Source organism: Serratia liquefaciens (genome assembly GCF_027594825.1).
Classification (GTDB): Bacteria; Pseudomonadota; Gammaproteobacteria; order Enterobacterales; family Enterobacteriaceae; genus Serratia; species Serratia liquefaciens_A.
Genome location: NZ_CP088930.1, coordinates 3,561,513 through 3,581,216, shown reverse-complemented (window position 1 = coordinate 3,581,216; position 19,704 = coordinate 3,561,513). Strand labels below are relative to the sequence as shown.

Here is a 19,704-nt window from a genome sequence, read left to right as displayed (position 1 = left end):
CGCGTAGCAGAGGCTTAAAGGGTAAACAAGGCGTGAGTGTTGTGTTGCAGCTGGGCCGAAATCTGATCGGGAGACTCCGGGCGCAGCTGGCACAACACCTGGAAAACTTCGGCGGCACGTTCAGGGCGGTTGGGCTGCCCCTGGTAGCCGGCCAGCGGCATGTCCGGCGCATCGGTTTCCAACAGTAAGGAGGTCAACGGCAGTTGGGCCATCACGCTACGGGTTTTCTGTGCCCGCTCATAGCTGATGGTGCCCCCCACACCGATGTAATACCCCAGGCGGATAAACGCCTGCGCCTGGGACAGGCTGCCGGCAAAACCGTGTACCACGCCCCGGCGCGGTAGCTCAGCGCGACGCAACATCGCCGCCAGTTGATCGTGACTGCGGCGAGAATGCAGGATCACCGGCAGGTCATATTCCTTGGCCAGCTTCAACTGAGCCTTCAGCAGCCGTTGTTGCCGTTCGAACTGCGGATCCTCCATATACAGATCCAGACCAATCTCCCCCACCGCCACCAACTTCTGGGGACGGCTGGCCAGAAACCCCGCCAACTGCTCAAGTTCCGCTTCCTGATGCTGGGCGATATACAACGGGTGCAGCCCCAGGGCAGCAAACAGCGGCGGATAGTCGCGCGCCAGCTTTAACACCAGCGCAAAGCGATCGGCAGTGACCGTCGGCACGATAATTCGCCGTACGCCGGCCTGTTCAGCCAACGCGAGGCTTTCGAGTTCATTTCCACTGAACGGCGGGAAATCGAAGTGGCAGTGGGTATCGATGAAGTCAGGACTCACAGCAGGCCACCTTCGCCCGGCGGCACATCACCCGGCAGAATAATCTCTCTCGCGGCCAGATTGGCCTCCGGCTGGGTCGACAGCTCACGCGGATGCGTCACGTCGGTCACGATCGGCGAAGGCATAATGACGTTCTCCGGCTGAATCAAACGGCGCGACAGCGCCTTCTTCACTTTCATACCGTCCAGTTTGTCCTGCTCGACCAGCCAGTGCCCGACGGTTGCCAGGAAATAGCGTCCGCAGCGGCGCCCCAGGTGATAGTCCTGATTGAGCGACGTCAATCGGCTGCCCAAGGCATTGCTGGCCAGTGGTTTTGGCGGGAAAATTTCAAAGATGCGCAGCTTGCCGGGCGGCTTCTCAATGAATTGCTGAATGCGGTGATAGCTTTGTTCGTGGTGCTGAAGGATGCGCACCATCTGCTGCAGGCTGCTTTCGCTCAGCCAGTGCTCCATGCGCTTCATCCACTGTGGGGTGTAATACATCTGCGAAGGCACGGTACGGATCACCACGATGGTGTCCGCGCCACGGCGATAGGCCTCTTCGACCGGGATCGCATCGCTGATGCCACCGTCCTGATAGCTGACGCCGTCCAAATCCACGCCCATACGGTAAAAACCCGGAATGGCGCTGGATGCCTTGATCGCCGGTAACCAACTGGCGCGCTGCGCCGGTAGGTAGGTGGGTTCGAAGTCATCGCTGCGGCAGGCGCACATCAAAAACTCACGGCCATCGGTCAGGTGCTTTTCCGCCACGTCCATCGCCAGCGGCAGCTGTTGAGAAGTAGTATCAATGAGCCAGTCGAGATCGATCAGATGTCCACCGCGTACAAAACGCAGCGGGTTAAAGAATTCAGCGGAGGTGGTGTAACGGGTGATCACGCGTCGCGCATAGCCCATCTGACCACAAATAAAGGCCGAGAGGTTTTGCGCGCCGGCAGAAGTGCCGATCATCAGATCAAAAGGGTTAAAGCGGGCACGCTGAAACTCGTCCAGCACGCCGGCGGTAAAAATGCCGCGCTGCCCGCCCCCTTCACACACCAGCGCCATTTTACCGGGCCGGTATGGTTTATACGCCAGCGGTTCTATATTGCCGAGCGTGATGGGTATTCTGTATCCCAACCCTGCATCCTCAGTGAGACGTTTTACCCGAGGATACCTCGTCTTGCTCTCTTCCGTAATCCTCTTGCAGTACGCCAGAGAGGCAGTCATTGCTTCCCATCAGCCAGATGCAGTCATTGTCGGACCACTCCGCCAATGCCTGACACACCCGGCCCTTCAACTGTTTCCAGCGTCCGAGGATGATGTCGCTATTCATGACTGACCTCCCTGCGGTGAGAAAAGGAATTAAGCTTTGTTACACTTTGAGAGAAAAGCTAAGGACGTCGGCGGCCGGTAAACAGGCTGACCAGGAACAGAATGATCCCCACGACGAAGACGATTTTTGCAGCCCAGGCGGCGGTACCCGCCAAAGAGCCGAAACCTAACGCCGCAGCAATCAGTGCGATGACTAAAAAGATAATGCCCCAACGAAACATAAGCCTCTCCTTACCATAGTGAAAAAACACATCGCAACCCGTGCCCTTTTCAGGCTCTTCCAGGTTGCCGGTCAGTTTCTTTTTTTGATGGTGCATCCCGGGTTAACCTTTCAGCTAACCCAGGATTTGGTGCTTGTTGTTACGCGTACTAAAACTTACGGCTTAACTACCAGGTCGTTTTTAACGCTTTTCACGCCGTCGATAGCTTTGGCGATGCTTTCTGCACGCTCAGACTGCGCCTGAGTTTTCACTTCACCGGAAAGCTGCACCACACCGTCGGTGGTTTCCACTTTCACATTGCGTGAAGGCACGATGTCATCGGCCAGCAGTTTGGCTTTCAGTTCGCTGGTGGTCGCGGTGTCACCGGCGTAAGCCTTCACGGACTGTTTGCTTTCGTCTTTCACGTGCAGCTTGTCGCTGACGGATTTGACGCCTTCGACTTTACCGGCCACTTCAACCGCATGCTCGGCCTGCGCCTGACTGCCGACAAAACCGCTCAGGGTAACGGTACCTTTTTCCGTTTTCACCGAGATATCGCTGCTGGTAATGGTTTTGTCATCCACCAACGCACTTTTAACTTTAGCCGTTGTTGCGCTGTCATCCATGTAGCCGTCAACTTTTTTCATGGAGCTATCGATTTTGGCACCCGCGCTATCAGCGGCACTCGACGCTTTGTTGAGCAGCGTATCTTCAGCCAGCGCGCTGCCACTAACCAGAACGGAACCCAAAACAACAGCCATCAGTGATTGTGCAAATTTAGTATTTTTCATCGATCTCTTCCTTTGGTTATGGATCCAAAATGATTGCGGACCCTTCAGTCGCCATAACGCGACTCACTCAGTGAATACTTCACGATTTCTATACGTTCAAACATTCACGCTAAGACGATTGTTGCCACACCAGGAATATTGCAACGGCTGTGCCAACTTTAAAACAACCTTAAAAATCAATAACAAAACAAAAATTGATTACTAATCGCTCTAAAAACTGTCGCCTATTGACGACAACGCCATTCAGTTAAATCAGAGTTAAAGCTATGTTATTGATATTCATAACTTCGCACTGTCTCTGATTGGCAACAGTACCGAATAACTCGCTATTACCATGACAAAAAACAGTGAATTACGCTTACCGACTGAGTAAGGCCCTATTAAATATAGACCATATGACAGAAAAAGCAGGGAGTGCCGTGCGGATGCTGGCGGATGCGGGAAGTGGATGAAACTGATGAGGGGGATTTATTAATTAGCAGAATAGGGTGAAGCAATGTAACACAGGGCGCCCTAAGGCGCCCTGTCGTTCTGTTAGTGTTCGCGCGTTTTGCGGAACACCACTTCAGGGTAGCGCTCCTGCGTCAGATTCAGGTTAACCATGGTTGGCGCAATGTAAGACAGGTTGTCGCCACCGTCCAACGCCAGGTTAAGCTCGTTCTTACGCTTGAACTCTTCGAATTTCTTCACGTCGCTGCATTCAACCCAGCGTGCCGTCGAGACGTTGACCGACTCGTACAAGGCTTCCACGTTGTATTCGCTTTTCAGGCGCGCAACCACCACGTCGAACTGCAGCACACCCACCGCCCCCACGATCAAGTCGTTGTTGGCAATTGGACGGAAGACCTGCACCGCCCCTTCTTCGGACAATTGAACCAGGCCTTTCAGCAGCTGCTTTTGCTTCAACGGATCGCGCAGGCGAATGCGGCGGAACAGCTCCGGCGCGAAGTTCGGGATACCGGTGAACTTCATGTCTTCACCCTGGGTGAAGGTATCGCCAATCTGAATGGTACCGTGGTTGTGCAGGCCAATGATGTCGCCCGGATAGGCTTCTTCCACGTGCGAACGGTCGCCCGCCATAAAGGTCAGCGCGTCGGAGATCACCACATCTTTACCGGTGCGTACCTGGCGCAGCTTCATGCCTTTCTCGTAACGGCCGGAAACCACACGCATAAAGGCTACGCGGTCGCGGTGTTTTGGATCCATATTGGCCTGGATCTTGAACACGAACCCGGTGAATTTCTCTTCTGCGGCCACCACTTCACGGGTGTTGCTGTTACGCGGCATCGGCGCCGGTGCCCAGGCGACCAGACCGTCGAGCATGTGGTCCACGCCGAAGTTACCCAGCGCGGTACCGAAGAAGACCGGGGTCAAATCACCGCTCAGGAAGGCTTCACGATCGAACTCGTGTGATGCGCCCTGTACCAGCTCCAGCTCTTCACGCAGCTGTGCGGCCAGATCTTCGCCCACCGCGGCATCCAGATCTGGGTTATCCAGGCCTTTGACAATGCGCACTTCCTGAATGGTGTGGCCTTTACCGGTCTGATAGAGGTAGGTTTCATCCTTGTACAGATGATAAACACCTTTAAACAGCTTGCCGCAGCCGATGGGCCAGGTGATTGGCGAACAGGCGATTTTCAGCTCACGCTCGACTTCATCCATCACTTCCATCGGATCGCGGATATCGCGGTCCAGTTTGTTCATAAAGGTCAGGATCGGCGTATCGCGCAGACGGGTTACTTCCATCAGCTTACGGGTACGATCCTCAACCCCTTTCGCGGCGTCGATCACCATCAGACAGCAGTCGACGGCGGTCAGAGTACGGTAAGTATCTTCGGAGAAGTCTTCGTGCCCTGGGGTATCCAGCAGGTTAACCAGGCATTCGCGATACGGGAACTGCATCACCGAGGTGGTGATCGAGATACCACGTTGCTTTTCCATTTCCATCCAGTCGGATTTGGCGTGCTGGTTTGAGCCACGGCCTTTTACCGTACCGGCGGTTTGGATCGCCTGTCCGAACAGCAACACCTTTTCGGTAATGGTAGTTTTACCGGCATCGGGGTGCGAGATGATGGCGAAGGTTCTTCTTTTCGAGACTTCGCGGGCAAATTCACTAGGAGACATGTTTTTCAGATTCTACAGTTGGTCCGCCCTGCGAAAGCATCAGAACGCGCCGCGCACGGCGCCAGGCAAAGCGGTAAATAAAAGATAATAGCCGGGCATTTTCGCTGATTTGTCAACCGGTGACAATCAATGCTTTTCCCGGCGGAGAATAACCTGGTTTGAGATTAGAAACGAAAGTCGGGTGAGAGCGAAGCCCAGTGCTGCCGTAAGACGGATTGATGCTCTGCCACCATGGGTAAAGTTTCCAATAAATCGGGCCATAGGGTACGAGCCTGATTGATAGCATCCAATAAATGCACCCGAATAGCCGGCCAGGGAATACCGACGCGCGCCGCCCAATGCTCGAAAGTTTGCAGGGTCATCATTGACCAGCGCTTTTCTCTCGCCATATTCAACGCCACTTCTGATTCACCCGGGATATAAACCCTGGTCGTCACAATGTCATAGGCGGGAGAAAGCCGAATTTCGGTTTGATTGGGGTAGATCATCGACCAGTTTTTTAGATGGGCATCGCCATTCGCCAGCAGAATATTCGTCAACAAGCGTCGGGCCATCTGTTGCACATCAACCAAGGGTTCACTGCCTAAGTCATAGAGATAAGCCGCTATTTGCTCATAATTTTTGCCACGGTATTTATCCTGTGCATAGAGTTCAAATATTTGGGCAAAATCTTCAGTATGCACTCGCCCGTTTTCGCTACGATCAAAACGACGGATGGCGTAAGCATAAGGCTCATCAGCCAAGCGAATATCCGGTAGGTTATCGAGTTTGCTCAGCTCAACCAGCTCAATGTCTGGAATATCCACACCAATAGCTTGGGCCAATCGCATCGCCGTATACTCGTTTTCAGGCACGTGACGATGAACCGTCGATGGCGTTTTGATGATCCAGCTGTCAGCCCCCACCTGAGAAGTGATGTTGAAGCGCCCGTCTTTACGCAGAGAGGAAAACTTCATCTGCACACCTGCCAGAGAGAATTTCTGCGCATCCAGGCCGACGTTAATTTGTACCGCTTCCGGCTCGCCACGCGAGGTTAATGCCCAATCGGGGATCTCGTTGGCGGCAAGCGCTCGCGCCTCAAGAGCCCCTGGCAGGTTGGCTCCTGTCCAGGCCATCAAAGGAAACTCTTCATTAACGTGCGCTTTCAACGATTGCGCTAACCAACTACGCAATGCCCCTTCAGGCAGCAAATTGGATAAAACGGGAGGAAGACGCTGAGACGAGGTCAGAACTTGTTCGAGATAGCCCGGGCGCGCCCGCTGCCTTAGGGTAAACAGCGGACGAGTGGCCTCCGGCAAAGCAAGATATTGCGGGTCAAACGTCAGGATATTTTTGCCACCGCTATAGTGCGCAAGCACACCAATACGTACATCGTGCAGTATCAGTGCCAATGCCTGTACCGTTTCAACCTGCCGTTGTCCATCCATTCGCTAGTCCTCGAGATCTTTGAGTTTTTTGTCAAACCCCTGTAATTCGTGCACCTCTAAAACTTTGTCCGTTTCTTTTTGCAGCAAGCGCTCCACATCGTGCACGCTTTTTTTCGGCACGATAACGCACTCCAGATCCATCGCCGCCAACAGACGCATCAGGGTACTCATCCGAATATCACTGCCAGATTCAATACGCTGATATTGCTGCTGAGTCATGCCAATCTTCATCAGAAAGTCTTTTTGATTCCAGCCCAGCTCGGCGCGTTTCTCTTTCAAAAATTTGGCTATCTCTGATGATTTGCGCATCCATCACTCCCAAAGCAACCCATTGACCGTTTTTTAACCAGCAAATACCTGAAGAGTAGTCGTCGCTGAAAATTAAAACAACAAATTTGCTGTATTTACAGCCAAAAACAACTCATTAGTTGTAAATAAACAACAAAACAATAAATAAGCTGTTTTTAATGCAGGATCAGGCCAGCGGCAGCGCCATGACGATGGCGTCTTCACGCCCATTGGCGCTCGGATAGTAATTACGGCGGACGGTCACTTCGTTAAAGCCGAGATCTTCGTACAGCGCAATGGCCGCACGGTTGGAGGCTCGTACTTCCAGCCACAACGTAACCACACCGCGCGTTTCCAACTGCGCAATCAAGGCTTCCAGCAACTGGCGGCCGAAGCCTCGACGTTGCCAGTCGGGGTGAATGGCGATGTTGAACAGCGTGGCCTCATCCAGCACGATCTGGGTGATGGCAAAACCCGCCATCTGCCCGTCGGCGTCCAGTTTCAGGTTAAGGTAACGATCGCCCTGATTGCTGGTAAAGGTGGCTTGCGTCCAGGGAAAGGCGTGACTGGCTTGCTCAATCTTGAAGGCCGCGGCCAGATCGGCTGCGGTCAGGGTAGAAATACTGTTCATTATGACAAATCTGCTGCCAGAGTGCGCGTTTGGCACCCGCATCGAGAGAAAGCTCGGCCAGCGCCGGGCTGTGTAGCTGTGCGCCGGCCACCGCGAGCGGCTCCGCAACGCCCAACCGCCAACTGTTGCATTCGGTATCTTCAGGCAGCATCGCCACCTGGTCCGGCGTCAGGCCGTAGGTTTGCGCCGGCGTCAGCCCCAGGCTACGCAACACGTCGCAAAACAGCGGATCGTTATGCTCAGGCAGTGCCTGCGCCACGATCAGCAAACGCACTTCGGGCGGCAGGCTGACCGCTACTTCGCCCTGCAACACGCCCGGGCGGCGCAATGTCCACTGCGTAATACCCAGTTGTTGTAACAGCCAGTCGCGTTTTGATGCCATGCCGATTCCTGTCAGGATCTACCCGTTGTGGTGCGCCATGCCTGCCATGCGCCGCGCTATGCTAACAAACCCGCGCGGCCTGCGCCAACAAACCCGTCGAACATATCGCCACAAAGCTCTATAATCCCCGGTCTAATTTCTAGGAGCCAAAACCTGATGTCTGCATTAACCCCCGCCAGTGAAGTTATGCTGCGCCACAGTGATGAGTTTATCGAACGCCGCGTTCTGTTTGCCGGTGACCTGCAGGACGCCCTGCCGGCCCAATTCGAGGCCGCGGATGTGCGTGTCCATACCCAGCAGTACCATCACTGGCAGTTACTGAACCGGGCGATGGGCGAAAACGTGCAGTTCGGGCTGACCGTGGACGCTGCGTTCGTCGCCGAGTGCGATACGCTGATCTACTATTGGCCGAAGAGCAAGCAGGAAGCGCAATTCCAGCTGTGCAACATTCTGGCGCTGCTGCCGGTCGGCGCAGAAGTGTTCGTGGTCGGTGAAAACCGCAGCGGCGTGCGCAGCGCCGACCAGATGGTGGAAGACTACGCCACGCTGGTGAAAATCGACAGCGCCCGTCGCTGTGGCCTGTATCACGGCCGTCTGGATACGCAGACCGAATTCAACCTGGAAGACTGGTGGGAAAGCTATCAGCTGCACGATCTGGAAGTAAAAACCCTGCCGGGCGTGTTCAGCCGCGACGGGCTGGACGTCGGCAGCTCACTGCTGCTGTCGACCCTGGAAAAACACATGAAAGGCAAGGTGCTGGACGTGGGCTGCGGCGCCGGCGTGATGGCTTCCGTGCTGTCCAAACTGTCGCCGAAGATGAAGCTGACCCTCAGCGACGTTAACGCCGCCGCCGTGGAATCGAGCCGGGCTACGCTTGCCGCCAACGGCATTGAGGGCGAAGTGATCGTCAGTAACGTCTATTCCGACATTACCGGCCGTTTCGACCTGATCATCTCCAACCCGCCGTTCCATGATGGCCTGCAAACCAGCCTGACCGCAGCAGAAACCCTGATCCGCGGAGCGTTGAAACACCTGCCGATCGGCGGCCGTCTGCGCATCGTGGCCAACGCCTTCCTGCCGTACCCGGACATTCTGGACGCCACCTTCGGCAGCCATGAAGTGCTGGCACAAAATGGCCGCTTCAAGGTGTATCAGGCGACCGTAGCCCGTGCGCCGCGCGATACCAAGAAAAAGAAGTAACGGCGACCCGCTAACGCGTCTCCGTATCAGGGCGCAGCGTTCACACGCTGCGCCCTTTTTATCAGCCGTTGATATAGGTCATCGACTCCGTGCCGTAGCGTGCCCCCGCCGCGGCCTGCAGGGGGAATACCGCCTCAATGGCCGCCAGTTCGGCGGCGCTGAGCATCAATTCGGCCGCTGCGATATTCTCTTCCAGATAACGACGGCGTTTGGTGCCAGGGATCGGGACAATGTGCTCTCCCTGCGCCAACACCCAGGCTAACGCCAACTGCGACGGCGCAACGCCCTTCTGCTTAGCCAGCTCGGTCACTTTTGCCACCAGCGCCAGATTGCGTGCAAAGTTTTCCCCCTGAAAACGCGGGTTGCTGCGACGGAAATCGTCAGCGTCCAGATCTTCCGGCCGTTGGATCGCCCCGGTGAGAAAACCGCGCCCCAGCGGGCTATAGGGAACAAACCCAATCCCCAGGCGTTCACAGGCCGCCAATACGCCCTGTTCGGCATCGCGTGTCCACAATGAATACTCAGTCTGCAGTGCGGTAATCGGGTGCACTTTATGCGCACGCTCCAGCGTGGCGACCGAAGCTTCACTCAGCCCGATATAACGGATCTTGCCTTCGTTAATCAGCTCCGCCATCGTGCCGACCACCTCTTCAATCGGCACCTCAGGATCGACGCGGTGCTGGTAATAAAGATCGATCACCTCGACCCCGAGACGCTTCAGGCTGCCCTCCACCGATCGGCGGATATACTCCGGTCGGCTGCTGACGCCCCGCGCTGCAGGGTTGGCCGGATCGCGCACAATGCCAAACTTGGTGGCCAGAAAGACCTGCTGCCGCTTGCCCTTGATCGCTTTGCCAATCAGCTGTTCATTGGTGTGCGGGCCGTACATGTCGGCGGTATCCAGCAGAGTGACCCCCAACTCCAGCGCACGGTGCAGCGTGGCGATAGCTTCCGGTTCATCGTGGTCTGTCGAATAGAAATCACTCATGCCCATGCAGCCCAACCCCAGAGCGGAAACCAGCGGGCCAGTGGGACCTAATTTGCGTTGTTGCATTGTGTTGCCCTCTTGCGGTTTTTATCAGCGAAGATGCTGATGCAACAGAGTCTGGTTGTTTCGCCTAAAAAGATAAATAATGCAGATTACTCATCACTGTTCATAAATCACTAACAATACGGAGCGGGCAAGATGGACCAGATCCAGGCCATGCGCATTTTTACCCGTATCGTCGAACTGGGCAGTTTTAGCCGGGCGGCGGAGCGCTTGCAGTTACCCCGCGCCACGGTCAGCAATGCGCTTAAGCGGCTGGAGCAGCGCCTCGGTGTGCGCCTGCTGCTGCGCACCACCCGCCAGGTGCAGGTAACCCACGAAGGCACGCTTTATTACCAGCGCTGCGTACAGCTGCTGGGCGCACTGGAAGAAGCGGACACGCTGTTCAGCCACCAAAAACTGCAGCCTTCCGGCAAAGTGCGTATCGATATGCCCCATTCGCTGGCACGCGAAATCGTTATTCCGGCATTGGGTGACTTTTACCAGCGCTATCCGGATCTGACCCTGGCATTGGGTGCCAACGACACCCACGTGGATTTACTGCGCGAGGGTGTGGATTGCGTGCTGCGTGCCTGGGAAACCGAAGATGACAGCCTGGTGGCGCGCCGCATTGCCATGTTGCCACAGCTGACCTGCGCCTCCCCTGCCTACCTGGCGGCGTTCGGCGTGCCGCAGTCGATTGACCAGCTGCAGCAGCACCAGGCGGTGGGCTATTTTTCCCTCGCCAGCAACCGGGATTATCCGCTGGAGTTTTGCCGCAACGGCAAAGTGGAATTGCGCGAGTTGCCCGCCAAACTGAGCGTCAGCGGGGCTGATGCCTACACCAGCAGCTGCCGCGCCGGCATGGGGCTGATACAGGCGGCACATTATTCGCTGGCACCCTGGCTGCAGAAAGGAGAATTGGTCGAAGTGCTGGCGGAGACCCCGCCGCCGCCGATGCCCATTTACGTCATGTATCCCCCCGGCCGTTTCCTTGCGCCACGGGTCAGGGTGTTGATTGACTGGCTGATTTGGCTGTTTGAACGCTATCAGTCACCCAAAACGGACGTTTTTCCAGCAAACGCCCGCAAACAGGGGAAATAACTATTGACGTACCCGCCAAAATCTCTAGAATTCGCCTCCGTGGTAACGTTACTCCGGTAATGTATCTGGTATGCGAAGGTGGCGGAATTGGTAGACGCGCTAGCTTCAGGTGTTAGTGTCCTTACGGACGTGAGGGTTCAAGTCCCTCTCTTCGCACCAAATAACCACATGATTTATATTGCACAGCATCAATGCGAAGGTGGCGGAATTGGTAGACGCGCTAGCTTCAGGTGTTAGTGTTCTTACGGACGTGAGGGTTCAAGTCCCTCTCTTCGCACCAAGCTGGTGATATAAATCGAAAGCAAAATAAAGATTATCGGCTGTGCGAAGGTGGCGGAATTGGTAGACGCGCTAGCTTCAGGTGTTAGTGTTCTTACGGACGTGAGGGTTCAAGTCCCTCTCTTCGCACCAATCGATAAATCTCTTCGGAAGTCCCCCTCCAAAGCCATTCCCAATCGAAACGATAACCAACACGCGATAGCGTGATTTTTACGTTTTTATCCCAGATTGAAATTCAGGCTGATCGCCGCCAATCCCCCAGCCAATGCCATGCAGGAAGGCAGCAGCAGGTAATGCCGCCAGCGGCTGTTGAACAACATCACCAGCGTCGCCAGCATAGCGATCACAATCAGCGTACGCAGTTGCATCATATCCAGGTTGATCAATGCCAGTAACGGCATTAAAGCGCAGGGCAACAAAACGCCCCAGGCGCTGGCCAGCCGATTGCCCAGGCACCAGCTGACGCCCCACAACCCACACGCGGTAATCATGGCTGCAATCATGATAACCCCACCCTTCAAGTGATAATGATAACCAATATCATATACCACTTTTTTTCACTGCGCATCATTTTCGCCGCAACCACCAAACGCGGATGACATAACGGTGTAAAAATGATAGTTTGCCATAAGAAAATTCTTAGTCTAATTCGCATGTGAATAATCACAATCAACAACCATACAATGCGGATGTTTAATTCACGCCGAAAGAATTTTTCGCCACCTTAATTTTTCGACAGATCGATTTTGTGAAGAGTGAACTCCGTATGAACGCGCGTTCTTATCAGGAACTGCTGAACAGCAAACACCGCTTATCATTATTTTTATTTTTGTTGATGAACGCTGCCTCTTCCATATTTACATTATTGGTCCCATTTAATGACAAGCCCGCTTTTACCCTACCTTTATTAGGTATACCGATATTTTGTCTGGTGGCGCTGTTATTTACCTTGCAGTCTCCACGGTTATACGTCAAAAAATTGAATCTATTTTCCTGCGTGCTCGGCCTGCTGTGGGCAGCGCATATTTACGTTAAAAGTCAGTACTGTGCGCCGAACAATCAAAGTTTTCTATTAATTAGTCTGTTCAGTATGTTTTTTATCAGCGCCATTGCCTTAACCGATAACTTTATCGCTTTTTGCCTGCACGCCGTGCCTTCCGCCCTGGTTATTCTATTACTGGACGGTATGCACAATACCACCAGGATCGTATTCACCACGGTATTGCCGATTATCGCATTCTCAATTCATCATCTGATGCTCAAACGCAGCGAGCTTTTTACCCAAACGCTGGTGGCCAATCTGTATAACGAACGGGACAGGTTCAGCAATTTGAGCATGATCGATCCCCTAACCGGGCTTTATAACCGCCGGGGCCTGGAAAATAAAATCAATATGCTGACGGTGCCGCCGTCGGGTTGTCATTTCGTGGTGTTACTCGATATCGACCATTTCAAGGCTTATAACGATAACTATGGTCACACCATGGGCGATCAGGCGCTGGTGCAGGTTGCCATCACCATCCGCGATTCGGTGCGTTCTCGCGATATTGTGGTGCGCTACGGCGGGGAAGAGTTTCTGGTGCTGCTGACCAACGTCAGCGAGGATTACGCCACCCAACTGGCCGAACGGGTGCGGCTGCGGGTGCAGGAATTAAAAATTCCTCATCGCTTCAACCAATTGGAAGCCACTACCGTGACGCTCAGCGCCGGAATCTCCGCACTGGACAAGCTGGACGTGTCCTCGGCGATCCGCGCAGCCGACGCCGCGCTGTATCAGGCGAAAAACAACGGCCGCAATAATATCCAGCTGGCACCTAGCGTGCAGCCCGCCGCTGTCTGAGCCGACGGGCCGGGGGCTTAGCGACGGCGCTGCTGCAGGCCGTACACAAACACCACGCCGAAGCACAACAGCGGCAGCACATACGACAGCGCCGTGCTGTATCTGTCCGCCAGCGCACCCATAAAGTAAGGCATGATGGCCCCCCCGACGATCGCCATGATCATAAAGGAGCTGGCGCGCTTGGTGTGTTTGCCCATGTTTTTCACCCCCAGGGCGAAAATGGTCGGGAACATGATCGACATAAAGAAGAACACCGCGATCAATGCCACCACCGAGACGCCATCCAGGCTGAGCATCACTACGCCGCACAGCGCAATGTTAATCAGCGAGTAGATCATCAGCAATGTGGCCGGCTTGACCCTGCCCATCAGCCAGGTGCTGAAGAAGCGCCCGACCATAAAGCAAATCATGGCGATAGAAAGCAGGTAGGACGCACTTTGGTTGGACACTTCGTTCCAGTGTTCGGTGGCGTAGTTGATAAAGAACGCACCGACGCCAACCTGCGCTGCTACATAGAAGAACTGGGTAATCACCCCGCTGACAAAGTGCCGGTGCTGCCACAGCCCCTGCGCGATTTCGCCGTGTTCCGGTTGCTCTTCCTCACGAATATCCGGCAGCCGGGTGCGGCCAAACAAAAAGGCAATCAGCAGCACCAGCACGGCGATCGCCACATAGGTCATCTTCACCGCGCTCTGGTCACCGCTGCTCGCCCCTTGGGTGGCAGAGAAAAACAGCGTGCCGCCGATCATCGGGCCGATAAACTGCCCCAGACCGTTAAACGACTGGGAAAGGTTCAGCCGCCGTTCAGCCCCTTTAGCGTCGCCCAATACCGTGGCATAAGGGTTGGCCGCCGTTTCCAGACAGCCCAATCCGCAGGCAATGACAAACAGCGCGAACAGGAACATGGCGAAGCTGTTGGCGGATGCCGCCGGCACAAACAGCAAGGCCCCCAGCGCATACAGGCACAGCCCGACCAAAATACCGGCCTTGTACCCTTTCTTATCCATAAAATAGCCGGCGGGCAGCGCCACCAGGAAGTAGGCGCCGAAATACGCTGCCTGCAACAATCCCGACTGCGCTTTGGTAACGTGCAATGTCTCCTGGAAGTGTTTGTTTAATACGTCCAACAAGCCATACGACAGCCCCCACATAAAGAACAGGCTGGTGACCAGAATAAAAGCCCAGCGCAGGTTGGCGGTTGACTTGACGCCCAGCTGTGGCGGGGCCGCACTTTTTTCAGCAAGCATTGATATATCCTCGGTAGAGTAGCGATGTTATTGTTTTTGCAAAGAAAATATCTGCTCCATCTCCACCCATTTTTCGCCTTTCGGCGTCCAGGGGGTGGCGACCTGGTATTGCCACATCAGGGCTTCCCAGCGCTGCACGTGGGGGTTGCTCAGGCCGGCGGCGGCAAACCGCGCGGCATCGAACTCGGTACTAACGTCAACAATCATGAACAGCCGGGTACCCAGCCGATAAATCTCCATATCCAAAATGCCGTGCTCCCGCAGATAAGCGGCAATCTTCGGCCAGATACGCTGGTGATGGTGCAGGTACTCCTCGATCAGCGCCGGTGAGTCGACCAGATCGAGCGCCTGACAAAAGCGCCGTCCCCTGCCCGCCCCGCTACTCATGTGATCGCCCGATCAAGATGCAGATAACCACCATCCACCGACAGCCATTGCCCGGTGGTGTGCGACGAACGCGATGAAATCAGGAACACCACGGTGTTGGCGATTTCCTGCGGCGTGGTCATCCGATGTTCGAAAGGAATGCGCGCGGTAATTTTCTCGAGCTGCTGTTCCGGCTGCTCGAAGGTAGTGATCCAGCGCTGATACTGCGGTGTGATCACCTCCGCCGGAACCACCGCATTCACCCGTACGCCTTCATGGCGCAGCGACACCGCCCACTCGCGGGTCAACGCCAGCACGGCGCCCTTGGCGGCGGTATAACCGCTGGTGCCGCCCTGCCCGCTCAAGGCCGTTTTGGAAGCGATGTTGACGATGGCGCCCTTGCTGTTTTGCAGCGCCGACTGGCACAGGTGCGCCATCAGGTAGTAATGGATCAGGTTTTTCTCCAGCGATCCGACAAAGGCCTCGCGTCCGGCCTCCAACCCCACGCCATCGTTAACACCGGCGTTATTCACCAGCGCATCGATGCGGCCGAAGGTCTCTTGCGTTTGCGCCACTGCCCGCCGACAATCCCGCTCTTCGCATAAGTCGGTGATGATCACCGTACTGCTCGGCTGCAACTGCCGCAGTTGCGTCAGAAACTCCACCTCTGGCGCAGCGTTGGTGACAATCACCGGGATCGCCCCTTCCTCCGCCAGCAGCAGGGTGATGGCCGCGCCGATGCCGGAACCGCCGCCGGTGACGATCACCACCTTATCTTTCAGATACAGATCCATAACCAGACTCCGTTAAGCCATAAATTCGGCAGGCGGTACCGCCCCAAATCTCCGCCTGTTGCGAAGGACTCAGCGTGGCGATTGCCTGCTCACTCAGTTGATAAACCTGGCCATAATCCCCGGCCAGCAGGCACACCGGCCAGTCGGAACCGAACATCAGCCGCTGCGGGCCGAATACCTCCAGCGCCGCATCAAAAAACGGCAGCAGCTGCGATGCCTGCCATCTGCCACCGGGCACTTCGGTGATAAGCCCCGACAGTTTGCAGACCACATGGCTCAATGCCGCCAGCGGCTTGATCTGCTGCGCCCAGTGCTTCGCGCCCAAAGCGATATCCGGCTTGCCGAGATGGTCCAGTACCAACCAGTAATCGTCGTGCTCGGCGGCAAACTGCGCCGACGCCGTCAAATGCCGATGGGTGACTAAAATGTCGTAAACGTAGCCCTGCCGCTGCAGCGTCTGCATGCCGCGCCGCACCTCCGGCCGCGCCAGCCAGGCGTCCGGCTGCGGTTCATCCTGTACCAGATGACGCAGGCCACGCAGCAGAGGCTGCTGCCGCCATTCATCAAGCTGCTGCGACAGCTGCGGTCCGGCAATGTCCAGCCAGCCCACGACCCCGCACACACCCCGGCTTTGCTGCACCTGGGCCAACAGTTCCTGTGTTTCCTGTTCGCCGTGGCGGGCCTGCACCACCAGCGCACCGTCAAAACCGTGGCGCTGCAGCAACGGATCAAGCTGAGCCGGGCCAAAATCCTGCTGCAGCACCGCCATCTGCTCGCCGATCCACGGGTAGCGTTGCGGATGGTATTGCCAGTAATGTTGATGGGCATCGATGCGCAGCATGGCCTGTTTCCCGTTCAACCGCGGAACCGATACTGTTCAAGCGACGACGCATGCATCTCGATCGAATAACCGGGATGGCGCGGCGGCATATAGGCCGCCCCCTTGACGTCGCAAGGGTGAACAAAGTGTTCATGCAAGTGATCGACGTATTCGATCACCCGTCCTTCGTGGGTACCGGCAATGCACAGGTAGTCGATCATCGACAGATGCTGAACGTATTCACACAGCCCCACGCCTCCGGCATGCGGGCACACCGGCAGGTTGTATTTGGCGGCCATCAGCATCACCGCCAGCACTTCATTGACGCCCCCCAGGCGACAGGCGTCGATCTGCACCACGTCAATCGCTTCGCGCATGATGAACTGCTTGAACATAATGCGGTTTTGGCACATCTCGCCGGTGGCGACCTTGACCGGATGAACCCCCTCGCGAATGCGGCGATGCCCTTCGACATCATCCGGGCTGGTGGGCTCTTCGATAAACCAGGGCTTGGCGAACGCCAGATGCTTCACCCACGGGATGGCATCGTTGACCTCCCAGACCTGGTTGGCGTCGATCATCAGTTGACGATCGGGGCCAATGACCTCGCGGGCAATGCGCACGCGGCGGATATCGTCTTCCAGATCGCGCCCCACCTTCAGCTTCAGGTAGGAGAAACCGGCATCGACCGCTTCCTGACACAATCGACGCAATTTGTCATCCGGGTAGCCCAGCCACCCGGCGGAGGTGGTGTAACAGGGGTAGCCTTCCTGCAGCAGCCGTTCCAGACGCTGCTCTTTGCCCTGCGCCCGCTGTTTGAGCAGCGTGAGCGCCTCCTGCGGCGTAATGCAGTCGGTGATGTAGCGAAAATCGATGCAGCGCACCAGTTCCTCTGGCGTCATCTCCGCCACCAGCCGCCACACCGGCTTACCCTCAGCTTTGGCCCACAGATCCCAAACCGCGTTGATCACCGCCCCGGTCGCCAGGTGGATCGCCCCCTTGTCCGGCCCGATCCAACGCAGCTGGCTGTCGCTGGTAAAACGGCGCCAAAAGGCTCCCATATCGGCGGCGATCTCTTCCAGAGTGACGCCGACGATCTGATGCTCCAGCGCACGGATCGCCGCGCAGCAGATCTCATTGCCACGGCCAATGGTAAAAGTCAGCCCATGGCCGCTCAGATCGGCGCGATCGGTTTCCAGGATCACATAAGCGGCGGAGTAGTCGGGATCCGGATTCATCGCATCGGATCCGTCCAGCGCCAGTGAAGTCGGGAAGCGAATATCTTCCACCCGCAGTGCGGTAATCGTTGTCATGGCAATGCTCCCCATCAGGCCTGTACGGTTGTTTGACGCTGTTCACCCAATCCCTCGATACCCAGCCGCATCGTCTGTCCGGCTTTCAGGTAAAGAGGCGTTGGTTTCTGCCCCATGCCGACGCCCGGCGGCGTACCGGTCGAGATCACATCGCCCGGTTGCAGGCTCATAAAACGGCTCAGGTAACTGATAATTTGCGGAATGCGGAAGATCATGGTGCTGGTGTTGCCGTCCTGATAACGCTTGCCGTCCACCTCCAGCCACAGGTTCAGGCTATGGGGATCGGCAATTTCGTCGGCGGTTACCAGCCAGGGGCCGGTGGGGCCGAAGGTGTCACAGCCTTTGCCTTTGTCCCAGGTACCGCCGCGTTCAATCTGGAATTCACGCTCCGAGACGTCGTTAATCACGCAGTAACCGGCGACGTGGCGCATCGCATCCTGCTCGCTGATGTAACTTCCGCCCAGGCCAATAATCACGCCCAGCTCTACTTCCCAGTCCGTTTTGAGCGAGTCACGCGGGATTTGCACCTCATCGTTCGGCCCGACCACCGCGCTGGTCCATTTGTTGAACACCACCGGCTCGGAGGGGATTGCCGCGCCGGTTTCCGCCGCATGGTCGGCATAATTGAGGCCAATGCAGATAAATTTGCCGATGTGGCCCACGCACGGCCCCAGTCGCGGTTGTCCTTCCACCCGCGGCAGTTGGTTGATGTCCAGCGCACGCAGTTTGTCCAAGGCCGCCGGCAGCAAGGCTTCACCGCTCAGGTCGGCAATATGCTGCGACAGGTCGCGGATTTGCCCCTGCGGATCCAATATTCCTGGGCGTTCCTGTCCCGGCGCGCCATAACGTAAAAGTTTCATGATGTCCTCGCTGTGAAAAATGGGTTGGGCATAGCGGCCCAAAGCGTCTGGTCTCAGTTGCTCCAGCCGCCGTCGATAATCTGTACCGTCCCTGTGGTGTAGGAGCTGGCATCGGAGGCCAGATACAGCGCCAATTGGGCGATCTCGCCGGTGGTGCCGATACGGCCAATCGGTTGACGAGCCACAAACGCCTGGTACACCTCTTCTTCGCTGCGTTCCTGTTCGCGCGCCTGCTCGGCGATGCGCTGCCGCAGCGAAGGCGACTCCACCGTACCGGGGCAAATGGCGTTGCAACGGATACCCTGAGTGACGTAATCCGCCGCCACCGAACGTGTCAGGCCTATCACCGCCGCCTTGGTGGCGCTGTAAGCAAAGCGGTTCGGCACCCCTTTCACGCTGGAAGCCACCGAGGACATGTTGATAATCGACCCGTTTTTTCGCGCCAGCATGCCGGGCAGAAAGGCGCGGATCATGCGGAACATTGCGGTCACATTCAGATCCAGCGCAAATGCCCACTGATCCTCGCTGCACTCCAGGATCGATCCGCTGTGCACCACGCCGGCACAGTTGAACAACACGTCGATCGGGCCAAGGCTTTCCGCCGCTGCCGCAATCGCCGCGGCATCGGTGACGTTAAGCGTCATTGGCACGATGCCGGGCAAACCCTGCAGTTGCTCGGTGTTGATGTCGGTGGCAATGACCTGCGCGCCTGCCTCAGCAAAAAGTTTGGCGGTACTGAAGCCAATCCCCTGGCCGGCGGCGGTGATCAGCACGCGTTTTCCGGTTAAATTCATTTTCGCTCCCTTGGCTCAAAGGTCTAATGGTCAGGCCACTTAGGGCAATTAAAGGTCAGGCCTTTAACATGACAAAAGACGCTTTACGCGTTATGGTTTGGTGAGAATGTTAT

Annotated in this window: 22 protein-coding genes and 3 tRNA genes; 6 read left to right on the top strand and 19 right to left on the bottom strand. The window is 56.2% G+C overall.

Annotated elements, in window-relative coordinates; translation table 11 throughout:
• Positions 1–14: 14 nt before the first annotated feature.
• From LQ945_RS16400 to LQ945_RS16355, 10 genes are all read right to left on the bottom strand, one after another.
• On the bottom strand, positions 15–791 hold the full coding sequence (locus LQ945_RS16400; RefSeq protein WP_269934953.1) for a TatD family hydrolase: 777 nt from the start codon (positions 789–791) through the stop codon (positions 15–17).
• Positions 788–1,909 carry a patatin-like phospholipase family protein gene (locus LQ945_RS16395; RefSeq protein WP_269934952.1) on the bottom strand — a complete coding sequence of 374 codons (1,122 nt, stop codon included), beginning with the start codon at positions 1,907–1,909 and terminating at the stop codon, positions 788–790. Before LQ945_RS16395 ends, LQ945_RS16400 begins: the two co-directional genes overlap by 4 nt.
• Positions 1,910–1,919: 10 nt before the next feature.
• Complete coding sequence (locus tag LQ945_RS16390) at positions 1,920–2,105, bottom strand: CsbD family protein (RefSeq protein WP_037424142.1); 186 nt, start codon at positions 2,103–2,105, stop codon at positions 1,920–1,922.
• A gap of 58 nt (positions 2,106–2,163) precedes the next feature.
• On the bottom strand, positions 2,164–2,325 hold the full coding sequence (locus tag LQ945_RS16385; RefSeq protein WP_004857650.1) for a DUF1328 domain-containing protein: 162 nt from the start codon (positions 2,323–2,325) through the stop codon (positions 2,164–2,166).
• 155 nt (positions 2,326–2,480) lie between these two features.
• Complete coding sequence (gene osmY / locus LQ945_RS16380; RefSeq protein ID WP_020825110.1) at positions 2,481–3,095, bottom strand: molecular chaperone OsmY; 615 nt, start codon at positions 3,093–3,095, stop codon at positions 2,481–2,483.
• A 534-nt stretch (positions 3,096–3,629) separates the two neighbouring features.
• A complete protein-coding gene (gene prfC / locus LQ945_RS16375; protein ID WP_262242121.1) occupies positions 3,630–5,219 on the bottom strand; it encodes a peptide chain release factor 3 in 1,590 nt (529 codons plus the stop codon).
• 164 nt (positions 5,220–5,383) lie between these two features.
• Positions 5,384–6,646 (bottom strand): type II toxin-antitoxin system HipA family toxin, encoded by a 1,263-nt coding sequence (locus tag LQ945_RS16370; RefSeq protein WP_270101250.1) that lies wholly within the window; start codon positions 6,644–6,646, stop codon positions 5,384–5,386.
• A gap of 3 nt (positions 6,647–6,649) precedes the next feature.
• Positions 6,650–6,955 carry a helix-turn-helix domain-containing protein gene (locus LQ945_RS16365; RefSeq protein WP_269934948.1) on the bottom strand — a complete coding sequence of 102 codons (306 nt, stop codon included), beginning with the start codon at positions 6,953–6,955 and terminating at the stop codon, positions 6,650–6,652.
• Positions 6,956–7,121: 166 nt separating this feature from the next.
• Positions 7,122–7,565 carry a ribosomal protein S18-alanine N-acetyltransferase gene (gene rimI, locus LQ945_RS16360; RefSeq protein WP_262242122.1) on the bottom strand — a complete coding sequence of 148 codons (444 nt, stop codon included), beginning with the start codon at positions 7,563–7,565 and terminating at the stop codon, positions 7,122–7,124.
• Positions 7,510–7,947, bottom strand: a complete 438-nt coding sequence (locus LQ945_RS16355) for a DNA polymerase III subunit psi (RefSeq protein ID WP_269934947.1) — start codon at positions 7,945–7,947, stop codon at positions 7,510–7,512. The genes rimI and LQ945_RS16355 overlap by 56 nt, the downstream gene beginning before the upstream one ends.
• A 156-nt stretch (positions 7,948–8,103) precedes the next feature.
• Here LQ945_RS16355 and rsmC point away from each other — a divergent pair, with 156 nt between their 5' ends.
• Positions 8,104–9,147, top strand: coding sequence for a 16S rRNA (guanine(1207)-N(2))-methyltransferase RsmC (gene rsmC / locus LQ945_RS16350; RefSeq protein ID WP_046374563.1), 1,044 nt, complete (start codon positions 8,104–8,106; stop codon positions 9,145–9,147).
• A gap of 61 nt (positions 9,148–9,208) precedes the next feature.
• On the opposite strand, the gene LQ945_RS16345 is transcribed toward rsmC, so the two are convergent.
• Complete coding sequence (locus tag LQ945_RS16345) at positions 9,209–10,201, bottom strand: aldo/keto reductase (RefSeq protein ID WP_270101248.1); 993 nt, start codon at positions 10,199–10,201, stop codon at positions 9,209–9,211.
• Between the two features lie 132 nt (positions 10,202–10,333).
• Here LQ945_RS16345 and LQ945_RS16340 point away from each other — a divergent pair, with 132 nt between their 5' ends.
• The 4 genes from LQ945_RS16340 (at position 10,334) to LQ945_RS16325 (ending at position 11,689) form a co-directional block, all read left to right on the top strand.
• Positions 10,334–11,278 (top strand): LysR family transcriptional regulator, encoded by a 945-nt coding sequence (locus LQ945_RS16340; RefSeq protein ID WP_270101247.1) that lies wholly within the window; start codon positions 10,334–10,336, stop codon positions 11,276–11,278.
• A gap of 72 nt (positions 11,279–11,350) precedes the next feature.
• Positions 11,351–11,437: transfer RNA gene (locus tag LQ945_RS16335), tRNA-Leu, on the top strand.
• Between the two features lie 34 nt (positions 11,438–11,471).
• A tRNA-Leu gene (locus tag LQ945_RS16330) sits at positions 11,472–11,558 on the top strand.
• A gap of 44 nt (positions 11,559–11,602) precedes the next feature.
• Positions 11,603–11,689: transfer RNA gene (locus LQ945_RS16325), tRNA-Leu, on the top strand.
• 86 nt (positions 11,690–11,775) lie between these two features.
• Here LQ945_RS16325 and LQ945_RS16320 read toward each other — a convergent pair.
• Positions 11,776–12,060, bottom strand: coding sequence for a DUF1435 domain-containing protein (locus LQ945_RS16320; protein WP_020825103.1), 285 nt, complete (start codon positions 12,058–12,060; stop codon positions 11,776–11,778).
• Positions 12,061–12,323: 263 nt separating this feature from the next.
• On the opposite strand from LQ945_RS16320, the gene LQ945_RS16315 reads away from it, so the two are divergent.
• Complete coding sequence (locus LQ945_RS16315; RefSeq protein ID WP_270101246.1) at positions 12,324–13,397, top strand: GGDEF domain-containing protein; 1,074 nt, start codon at positions 12,324–12,326, stop codon at positions 13,395–13,397.
• A gap of 17 nt (positions 13,398–13,414) precedes the next feature.
• Here the strand turns inward: LQ945_RS16315 and fucP are convergent, their stop codons facing one another.
• The 7 genes from fucP to LQ945_RS16280 are packed head-to-tail and all read right to left on the bottom strand — an operon-like array spanning position 13,415 to position 19,591.
• Positions 13,415–14,644, bottom strand: coding sequence for an L-fucose:H+ symporter permease (fucP, locus tag LQ945_RS16310; protein WP_044554087.1), 1,230 nt, complete (start codon positions 14,642–14,644; stop codon positions 13,415–13,417).
• Between the two features lie 27 nt (positions 14,645–14,671).
• Positions 14,672–15,031, bottom strand: a complete 360-nt coding sequence (locus tag LQ945_RS16305) for an L-rhamnose mutarotase (protein ID WP_270101245.1) — start codon at positions 15,029–15,031, stop codon at positions 14,672–14,674.
• Complete coding sequence (locus LQ945_RS16300) at positions 15,028–15,804, bottom strand: SDR family oxidoreductase (protein WP_270101244.1); 777 nt, start codon at positions 15,802–15,804, stop codon at positions 15,028–15,030. The genes LQ945_RS16305 and LQ945_RS16300 overlap by 4 nt, the downstream gene beginning before the upstream one ends.
• Complete coding sequence (locus LQ945_RS16295; protein ID WP_044554084.1) at positions 15,782–16,645, bottom strand: amidohydrolase family protein; 864 nt, start codon at positions 16,643–16,645, stop codon at positions 15,782–15,784. Before LQ945_RS16295 ends, LQ945_RS16300 begins: the two co-directional genes overlap by 23 nt.
• A 14-nt stretch (positions 16,646–16,659) precedes the next feature.
• Positions 16,660–17,937, bottom strand: coding sequence for an L-fuconate dehydratase (locus tag LQ945_RS16290; protein WP_044554083.1), 1,278 nt, complete (start codon positions 17,935–17,937; stop codon positions 16,660–16,662).
• A gap of 14 nt (positions 17,938–17,951) precedes the next feature.
• Positions 17,952–18,797 carry a fumarylacetoacetate hydrolase family protein gene (locus tag LQ945_RS16285; protein ID WP_270101243.1) on the bottom strand — a complete coding sequence of 282 codons (846 nt, stop codon included), beginning with the start codon at positions 18,795–18,797 and terminating at the stop codon, positions 17,952–17,954.
• Positions 18,798–18,850: 53 nt separating this feature from the next.
• Positions 18,851–19,591 carry an SDR family oxidoreductase gene (locus LQ945_RS16280; RefSeq protein WP_270101242.1) on the bottom strand — a complete coding sequence of 247 codons (741 nt, stop codon included), beginning with the start codon at positions 19,589–19,591 and terminating at the stop codon, positions 18,851–18,853.
• Positions 19,592–19,704 lie beyond the last annotated feature (113 nt).

Bases quoted from the DNA above. Each gene is read 5' to 3' on its own strand.
- LQ945_RS16280 (WP_270101242.1), bottom strand. From the start codon at position 19,591: ATGAATTTAACCGGAAAACGCGTGCTGATCACCGCCGCCGGCCAGGGG.
- LQ945_RS16300 (WP_270101244.1), bottom strand. From the start codon at position 15,804: ATGGATCTGTATCTGAAAGATAAGGTGGTGATCGTCACCGGCGGCGGT.
- LQ945_RS16370 (WP_270101250.1), bottom strand. From the start codon at position 6,646: ATGGATGGACAACGGCAGGTTGAAACGGTACAGGCATTGGCACTGATA.
- LQ945_RS16320 (WP_020825103.1), bottom strand. From the start codon at position 12,060: ATGATTGCAGCCATGATTACCGCGTGTGGGTTGTGGGGCGTCAGCTGG.
- LQ945_RS16295 (WP_044554084.1), bottom strand. From the start codon at position 16,645: ATGCTGCGCATCGATGCCCATCAACATTACTGGCAATACCATCCGCAA.
- LQ945_RS16355 (WP_269934947.1), bottom strand. From the start codon at position 7,947: ATGGCATCAAAACGCGACTGGCTGTTACAACAACTGGGTATTACGCAG.
- LQ945_RS16305 (WP_270101245.1), bottom strand. From the start codon at position 15,031: ATGAGTAGCGGGGCGGGCAGGGGACGGCGCTTTTGTCAGGCGCTCGAT.
- LQ945_RS16285 (WP_270101243.1), bottom strand. From the start codon at position 18,797: ATGAAACTTTTACGTTATGGCGCGCCGGGACAGGAACGCCCAGGAATA.
- rimI (WP_262242122.1), bottom strand. From the start codon at position 7,565: ATGAACAGTATTTCTACCCTGACCGCAGCCGATCTGGCCGCGGCCTTC.
- prfC (WP_262242121.1), bottom strand. From the start codon at position 5,219: ATGTCTCCTAGTGAATTTGCCCGCGAAGTCTCGAAAAGAAGAACCTTC.
- fucP (WP_044554087.1), bottom strand. From the start codon at position 14,644: ATGCTTGCTGAAAAAAGTGCGGCCCCGCCACAGCTGGGCGTCAAGTCA.
- LQ945_RS16340 (WP_270101247.1), top strand. From the start codon at position 10,334: ATGGACCAGATCCAGGCCATGCGCATTTTTACCCGTATCGTCGAACTG.
- osmY (WP_020825110.1), bottom strand. From the start codon at position 3,095: ATGAAAAATACTAAATTTGCACAATCACTGATGGCTGTTGTTTTGGGT.
- LQ945_RS16365 (WP_269934948.1), bottom strand. From the start codon at position 6,955: ATGCGCAAATCATCAGAGATAGCCAAATTTTTGAAAGAGAAACGCGCC.
- LQ945_RS16390 (WP_037424142.1), bottom strand. From the start codon at position 2,105: ATGAATAGCGACATCATCCTCGGACGCTGGAAACAGTTGAAGGGCCGG.
- LQ945_RS16315 (WP_270101246.1), top strand. From the start codon at position 12,324: ATGAACGCGCGTTCTTATCAGGAACTGCTGAACAGCAAACACCGCTTA.
- rsmC (WP_046374563.1), top strand. From the start codon at position 8,104: ATGTCTGCATTAACCCCCGCCAGTGAAGTTATGCTGCGCCACAGTGAT.
- LQ945_RS16385 (WP_004857650.1), bottom strand. From the start codon at position 2,325: ATGTTTCGTTGGGGCATTATCTTTTTAGTCATCGCACTGATTGCTGCG.
- LQ945_RS16345 (WP_270101248.1), bottom strand. From the start codon at position 10,201: ATGCAACAACGCAAATTAGGTCCCACTGGCCCGCTGGTTTCCGCTCTG.
- LQ945_RS16290 (WP_044554083.1), bottom strand. From the start codon at position 17,937: ATGACAACGATTACCGCACTGCGGGTGGAAGATATTCGCTTCCCGACT.